7 protein-coding genes are annotated in these 6,502 nt (G+C 57.3%); 6 read left to right on the top strand and 1 reads right to left on the bottom strand.

Features of this window, described 5'->3' with window-relative positions; genetic code table 11:
• The first annotated feature begins 798 nt into the window (after positions 1–798).
• The 5 genes from HMPREF2559_RS12950 to HMPREF2559_RS03605 all read left to right on the top strand — a co-directional run bounded on the left by HMPREF2559_RS12950 (position 799) and on the right by HMPREF2559_RS03605 (position 4,362).
• Complete coding sequence (locus HMPREF2559_RS12950) at positions 799–936, top strand: hypothetical protein (protein WP_154666909.1); 138 nt, start codon at positions 799–801, stop codon at positions 934–936.
• Positions 937–1,007: 71 nt separating this feature from the next.
• Positions 1,008–1,268, top strand: coding sequence for a hypothetical protein (locus HMPREF2559_RS03615; protein ID WP_070539552.1), 261 nt, complete (start codon positions 1,008–1,010; stop codon positions 1,266–1,268).
• 66 nt (positions 1,269–1,334) lie between these two features.
• Positions 1,335–2,024 (top strand): ATP-grasp domain-containing protein, encoded by a 690-nt coding sequence (locus HMPREF2559_RS12690; RefSeq protein WP_148138771.1) that lies wholly within the window; start codon positions 1,335–1,337, stop codon positions 2,022–2,024.
• Positions 2,011–3,096 (top strand): SagB/ThcOx family dehydrogenase, encoded by a 1,086-nt coding sequence (locus HMPREF2559_RS12310; protein WP_082750238.1) that lies wholly within the window; start codon positions 2,011–2,013, stop codon positions 3,094–3,096. Before HMPREF2559_RS12690 ends, HMPREF2559_RS12310 begins: the two co-directional genes overlap by 14 nt.
• Positions 3,097–3,174: 78 nt before the next feature.
• A complete protein-coding gene (locus tag HMPREF2559_RS03605; protein ID WP_066484621.1) occupies positions 3,175–4,362 on the top strand; it encodes an MFS transporter in 1,188 nt (395 codons plus the stop codon).
• Here HMPREF2559_RS03605 and HMPREF2559_RS03600 read toward each other — a convergent pair.
• Positions 4,359–5,357 carry an NUDIX hydrolase gene (locus HMPREF2559_RS03600; RefSeq protein ID WP_070539550.1) on the bottom strand — a complete coding sequence of 333 codons (999 nt, stop codon included), beginning with the start codon at positions 5,355–5,357 and terminating at the stop codon, positions 4,359–4,361. The genes HMPREF2559_RS03605 and HMPREF2559_RS03600 overlap by 4 nt on opposite strands.
• 145 nt (positions 5,358–5,502) lie before the next feature.
• Here HMPREF2559_RS03600 and HMPREF2559_RS03595 point away from each other — a divergent pair, with 145 nt between their 5' ends.
• The gene (locus HMPREF2559_RS03595; RefSeq protein ID WP_066484614.1) at positions 5,503–6,501 is read left to right on the top strand and encodes an NAD(P)H-dependent glycerol-3-phosphate dehydrogenase; all 999 of its coding nucleotides are present in this window, start codon (positions 5,503–5,505) and stop codon (positions 6,499–6,501) included.
• Position 6,502: the final 1 nt, after the last annotated feature.

Raw genomic sequence — 6,502 nt, 5'->3', positions numbered from 1 at the left:
GGCAGCTGGCCTCGTCGGGGCCAGCTGCCGGGCCTCTAATCCGGTCGACTACTCGTTGGCGCCATGTGTGGCGCTTGCCAGGTGTTGGCACATGTCGTAGTCGCCGAGTTCGGTGCGCTGTCCGGCCTCAACACCGAAACACCAGTCGCCCAAGTGGCATAAACACGAAATTAACGAGTTTCCCGTCCACAAAACTTGACACAGCCCAAACGAGCTGAACTGCGTCTATGTAGTGTCTGGCGGCTTAGATGGAAAGTATGATTCCGGTGATCGGAAAGCATGCGCTGCGGGGACTGCAGCGGGGGTGATTTTCTTGTAGTCGACGGGCGTCCCAGTGAGTACGGGGCGTCCGCATCGACCACGAAAGGGGTCCGTTGATGTCAACGGATTACCGCGCGATCATGCTCGCGCTTTTACACGAGTAAACTTACGCCGCAATCTCTGCGCGACTGAGATGCTCATCGAAGACAATTCGCCAAGTCCGCTCGGTCTTGGATGTCCACGGCTTCAGTGTTGATGACGTTGCCGGCTTGTCCGACGGGCAACTGGAACCAAGCGCTAAACACTCGCAACAACCAGCTCAAATGTAAAGGTGGGACACAGCCAATTATGCGAAACCCGGGCTATCAGCTATGCCGTTTTGGAGGTAGGTTAGTAGTGCAGATTGAGGTTGACCTGGTTGGCGGCCACTTCATTGTTGATTATAAATCATAAAAGCCTTCCAAAGTGATTCAGTTCACTGTAGTATGTTGCTTGGGTCACAAAAGTGGCCAAGGTCAATTGAAGGAGGGAACGAATATGATTCCGCAGATGTCTGATATTGCGCAACAAATTCTTGAGGAAAATGTTGAGCCAGCTACCGAATCTCAGCTGGGGGATTTTGTCGACGAATACCGTATCCAGAATGCCGCGTGGGAGCACAAGAAGGATTTTTAATCTTTTACTTGTTTGTTTCCTGACGCTGGGCGGGCCCTCAGGGCCCGCCCAGCCCTTTGGATGGAGTTTGTATGCAGTACCTGATTGACCATGGCTTGAAACTTAATTTGACAGGAAAATCTCGCGACTTTCAAACGGCGTATCGCAATACGTTCGACTGTCGTGAAGAGGGATTGGGCGATTACATTCTTATTTTGACGCGCCACGACGATTCTGAAGTCGATCAGCTGTCCTTGTCTCTGGCCGCACTGGGAATCCCGATGGTGCGGTTAGATTCTGATGATGTCAAGGCTGTTACTACAACGGAGGTGTTTATGGATGGAACCATGTAATTGAATGGTTACCATGGACGTCCACGGTTGGTGTGGCGTAGGCACTTTGCACCAGAGGGGATACCAGTGTCGCAGGGGGTTGATCAACTAGAACGAATTTATGTTCAGAATCAGGTGGAAGCGCTAGGCGATACTTTGACTGAAGTGATCGAACGCTCGATAAACGGTGATACTACTGCTCGAACGCGGCTGAATCAGCTAAGGGTAGCACGGGAATGCGGATTTGAAGTCTTATCCAGTTGGATTGGGTTGCAACCTTCGACTCCACTTGGAGCAGCTATTGCAAAGCCAATCGGAACGCATTGGGTCGAATATCCTTCACATGAATTGACGGGAGTAATGCCCAAGGTTGTTGGTGACGGTTTCTGTGCCAATCTGGAGAAAGTACCAGTTCTGCTCCAAGAATACCTTGAGATCGAGTTTGAATTACGAGTCTTTGTTGCGGGTGAAAAAATGGTCGCAATTTCAATTTGGAACTGTGCTGATGCTAGATCCCTTTGGTTGGATAATTCGGGCCTCGAGATGCGGGAGGAAGAGTTAGATCCAAAATTGGAATCGCTTATACGAAACTATTGCGAACGAACCAAAACGGAACTTTGTGCTATCGATTTCGTTGTTAGTGATGGATACTATTATTTTTTAGAAGCCAATGTGCTTTTTGATTGGGTTTTTTATGAGCGTTTGATTGAGGCGAACGTGATCTCGGAGCTGTTTTTGCATTGGATAGCAAAGGAGTTTGCCCTTGTTAATTCCTAGCAACTTTGGTTTTTTGGTGCTTCGCTCGGACGGCTTTATCTGGGATGACCCATTATATAAAGTTCAAACTCCAATTTCGGTTGAGGATTTAGACTTGCTGCGGTCTTATCAAGAGGATCGCTTACTCGGGAAGCTGCCTGATGATTCAGCGCTTGGGTACAGAAAATACGAGAAATTGGTGAATCTTAATGTACTTGTGTTAGTGAATTCGGAGCGTTTTGCTGACGAGAGTAAAGTCATGGATTCTTGGGGCCAGTTGCCTAACCTGTTGAGGAACTACGTCGCTGCGAGCAGGGTTACTTCAGGGTCGGCGCGGATTTCAAAGCAAGCCCATGACTCAGCTTTGTACGAAGATGCTGAGTATTTTGGCATTCCTAAACATTGTTGGGAACTTTCAGACGAGTGGAGCTTGGAGACTGGCCCCGCTGTTTCGTTGAGTGAACCCTTCGGGAATAGGGAGCAAGAGATTCTTTCTCAAATTTCTAGACGGCGACGTTCGGAACGTTTTTTCAACGGCCCTTATGTTCTTAGCTGGGGCCAGTTGTCCACGATTCTTCGGTTCGCCGCGGGCTATCATGACATTCCCGGGATTGGTGGGGAACATGTTCATTTTGGCACGGTTTTTCGGAACGCTCCATCTGCCGGTGGTCGAGGTTCCACCGAGGTTTTTGTGAGGATTGGCCCAGGCATCGACATTGAACCCGGCTATTATCTTTACAATCCAAGACGTGATCAACTTATTTTTCAAGCCGAAATTGACACCCCGGAAGAATGGGAAGTGGCATTGTCGGGACAGAATTGGGTGACGGATGCGCCAGTGCATCTCATATTAGCTGGTGATCCACAACTAATTTCATGGAAGTATAAGTCTCTAAATGCGTTGAAGGGGCTTCTGCTAGACATCGGTCATGTTAGTCAGTTGGTTCTACTAATGGCTGAATGCCTCGGAGTCAGAACTCGTCCTGTTGGCTTATTCCTTGAAGATCGGTTAGAGAAGATTCTTTCTATTGAGCCATCGAGGTTTGTTTTTGGTGTGATAATTGCCTTGGGAAAACCTCATTCCAAAGTTTGATTAATTAGAGCAGTGACGGCTTCTGATTGGCCCAAATTTGGGTCTGTGAATTCCGCTTTCTTAGGAAAGGAATTATTTTTGAAAACTCTCGATTTCCGCCTCTACTGGCTTTCCGATGTCCTCGCCCAAATCACCGGCGTTGCGGCCGGACTCGCGGTCCCGCTTGTCGTGTTTCGGCACACGCAGGACATGGTGGCCACGGGCATCGTGAGCACGGCCTCCGGCATCGCGTCGATGGCGGGCGCCATCGTGGGCGGGACGATCGCCGATAAGTACGCGCGCAAGCCGGTCATCATTGGCTCGAATCTCCTCGCCGGCTTTCTCGCATTCGGACTCGCGTGGACGGCGCTGCCGGGGAATTTTAGCGTCGGGCTTTTTGGCACGCTGCTGTGCGCCTTCATGTTCTGCTATTCCATCGGCCAGGCCTGCGCGGATCCGTCTCTGCCACAGCTTGTCGCCGAGGAGGATATTGCTGCGGCGCAGGGCTTCATCCAAGCTCGTATGCAATTCGCTGGGCTCATTGGCCCTCTCCTCGGCGGCGTGCTCATCGACGTTGGGGAGTGGGTGCCATTCGCGGCGGCGGGCACGGGCTGCCTCGTCGCGGGAGCGTGCTTCCTCTTCATCCGCGCCGACCTTAACCCCGAGTCGCGCGCCACGGAGAATTTCTTTGCCGCGACCGCGAAAGGTTTTGCCATCGTGGGCGCAAGCCCCGTGCTGCGATCGCTCATTACCATGCAGGTCTTCGCCAACGCGGCGCTCAGCGGCGCACTCTTCTTAGCCGTCGTGTCGCTTGAAAATGCCGGATTCACCGGCGTGGTCATCGGCATCGCGCGCTCGGCCATCGGTGTCATCGGCATCCTCGGCGCGCTGGCCACGCGCTTTATTCAGCGGACCTTAGCTTTCCGCACCCTCATGCTCGTCAACACGGGCTTCCTCGCCGCGGCGTTGGCGTGTGCGGCGCTCGTGCATGATTCGCTCGCCGTCGTCGTCCCGCTGGGCATCGCGGTGCTCTTCGCGCCGGCGGCGGGCGCAGTCATCTACGCCAAGCTCGTCGAGCTTATCGACGAACACGCCTTCGGCCGCGTGACCACCATCCAGTCGACGACGGTGACCACGCTCAGCGGTGTGTGGAACACCCCGCTCGGGTACATCACGAGCGCGTGGTCCTTCCTTGCCGGCTTCTGGGCCTGCGCGGGGCTCGCGGTGCTGGGCTTTGCCACCACCTTCTTGTTCAACTCGGCGGTGGCGCGCAGCGAGACTCGTTAACGCACCGGCAGCGGACTCGGCAGGTAGTCAGCGCCCGTGAGCTCGCCCTCGTTGACGGAGAGCACCCACACGGAGGCCTTCTTCGCCTTGAGGTCGTCGAGGGCGTCCTGCATGAACTTAGGGTTGAGCTTGCGGATGACCGCGGGGATGGTCTCGCCCTGGCTTACGACCACGGAGACACCGCCGCGGTCGATGATCTTCTCGAAGGCCTTGAACGCGGCCTTCTTATCGTCGAGCCAGGCCTCGTCGCCGAGGAGCACGTCGCGGTGGATAGGCAGGTTAAGCTCGGCCGCGAGTGGTGCGGCGGTCTGCTCGCAACGGTCGGGCTTCGCGGAGTAGATGGCGGTGGGGTGGTAGGGCAGCAGCATGGGCACGAGCATCTCGGCCTGGCGGCGGCCTTTCTTATCCAACGGGCGCAAGTTATCGTCGCCGTGCCACTTGCTGCGCTCGTGGGCGCGAGCGTGGCGCACGTAGAGGATGCGCGTGGTCGGCGCGTGCTTCAAACGCTTCTCCGCCTTGTCGAGCACCTGCGTGTCCACCTCGTAGGTGAGCAGCTCGCGGGCTTCCTTGAAGGAGAGCCAGCGGATCTCGTCGACCTCGTCGTTCTTTTCGAACTCGCCGCCGATTACTTGGCCCATCCAGTAGTAGACGACCTTCGTACGGCCCTGCACCGGGTAGGTCACCTTGCCGATGAGCTTGCCCAGCTTGACTTCATAGCCGGTTTCTTCCCAGATTTCGCGCGCGGCGGTGGCGGTGAGGGACTCGCCCGGGTCGACCTTGCCCTTGGCCAGGGACCAGTCGTCGTAGTGCGGGCGGTGAATGACGGCGACTTCCGCGTTGTCGCGCTCGCCGCGCCAGAGCACCGCGCCGGCGGCGAGTGTCGTGCGCTTGAACTCGGCGGCGGGGTCGCGGGGAACGGCCTGGTAGCGGCCAGTGATGAGCATCTCCGAGGCCAGGTCCTTGTCGTCTTCGTGCATCTTCTTTTCAGAGACCATGCCCGTTGCTCCTCCACTAGGGTTGGGTAAATCTTTTAGCGTCTAACGCCTTCTATTTTTACTCACGCCCGGCGCGCACGCAGAACTGCCCCGCCCACGTGTCCTAGGATATGAGGGCAACGTACGTACAATGAGAGGGGAAACAATGGTCAACGTCGCGGTCATGGGCGCCGGTTCCTGGGGCACCACGCTGGCGAAGGTCTTCGCTGACGCCGGCAATGAGGTGCGCCTGTGGGTTCGCCGCCCCGAGCTCGCGGAGACCATCGCGACCACCCGCCGCAACGCGGACTACCTGCCGGACGTAGAGCTTCCGGCCGGCGTGACCCCGCTTACCGATGCCGCCGCGGCGCTCAGCGCCGCCGACGTCGTAGTCTTTGGCATTCCCTCTCAGTCCCTGCGTCCCAACCTTGAGGCGTGGGCCCCGCTCCTGCCGGAGGATGCGACACTCGTGTCCATCTCCAAGGGCGTGGAAACCGCGACCCTGAAAAGGATGAGCGAAGTCATCGTGGACGCGACGGGTGCACGGACAAGCCGGGTGGCCGTCTTGTCCGGGCCGAACCTGGCGAAGGAAATCGCGCAGGAGCAACCCGCCGCGACCGTCATCGCGTGCACGGACGAGGAGCGCGCGAAAGCCGTGCAGGAGGCCATCGCGACGTGGTACCTGCGCCCGTATACGAATACGGACGTCGTGGGCGCGGAGGTGGGCGGCGCGTGTAAGAACGTTATCGCGCTGGCGTGCGGTATGGCCACCGGCCGGGGGCTAGGCACCAATACGCTGGCGACGCTTATTACGCGAGGCCTGGCGGAAATCACGCGCCTGGGCGTCCAACTCGGCGCGGACCCGCGCACCTTCGCGGGACTCGCGGGCCTGGGCGACCTGGTCGCGACGTGCTCCTCGGAGCTGTCGCGTAACCGCACCTTCGGCTTCCGCCTGGGCCAGGGCGGCACGCTGGAGGAAGCCAAGGCCGCGACCAACGGCCAGGTCGCGGAAGGCGTGACCTCGTCCGAGTCCATTTTCCGGCTGGCGCAGGCCGTCGGCGTGGAGATGCCCATCACGCAGGCGGTCTATGGCGTGTGCCACCGCGGCGTGCCCGTATCCGACATGGTCGTGGCCCTCATGGGTCGCACCACGAAGCCGGAGTAAG

Source organism: Corynebacterium sp. HMSC072G08 (genome assembly GCF_001809185.1).
GTDB classification, from domain to species: domain Bacteria; phylum Actinomycetota; class Actinomycetes; order Mycobacteriales; family Mycobacteriaceae; genus Corynebacterium; species Corynebacterium phoceense.
Note: the sequence above shows the minus strand (reverse complement) of the source record. Positions and strands in the feature narration are given on the sequence as shown.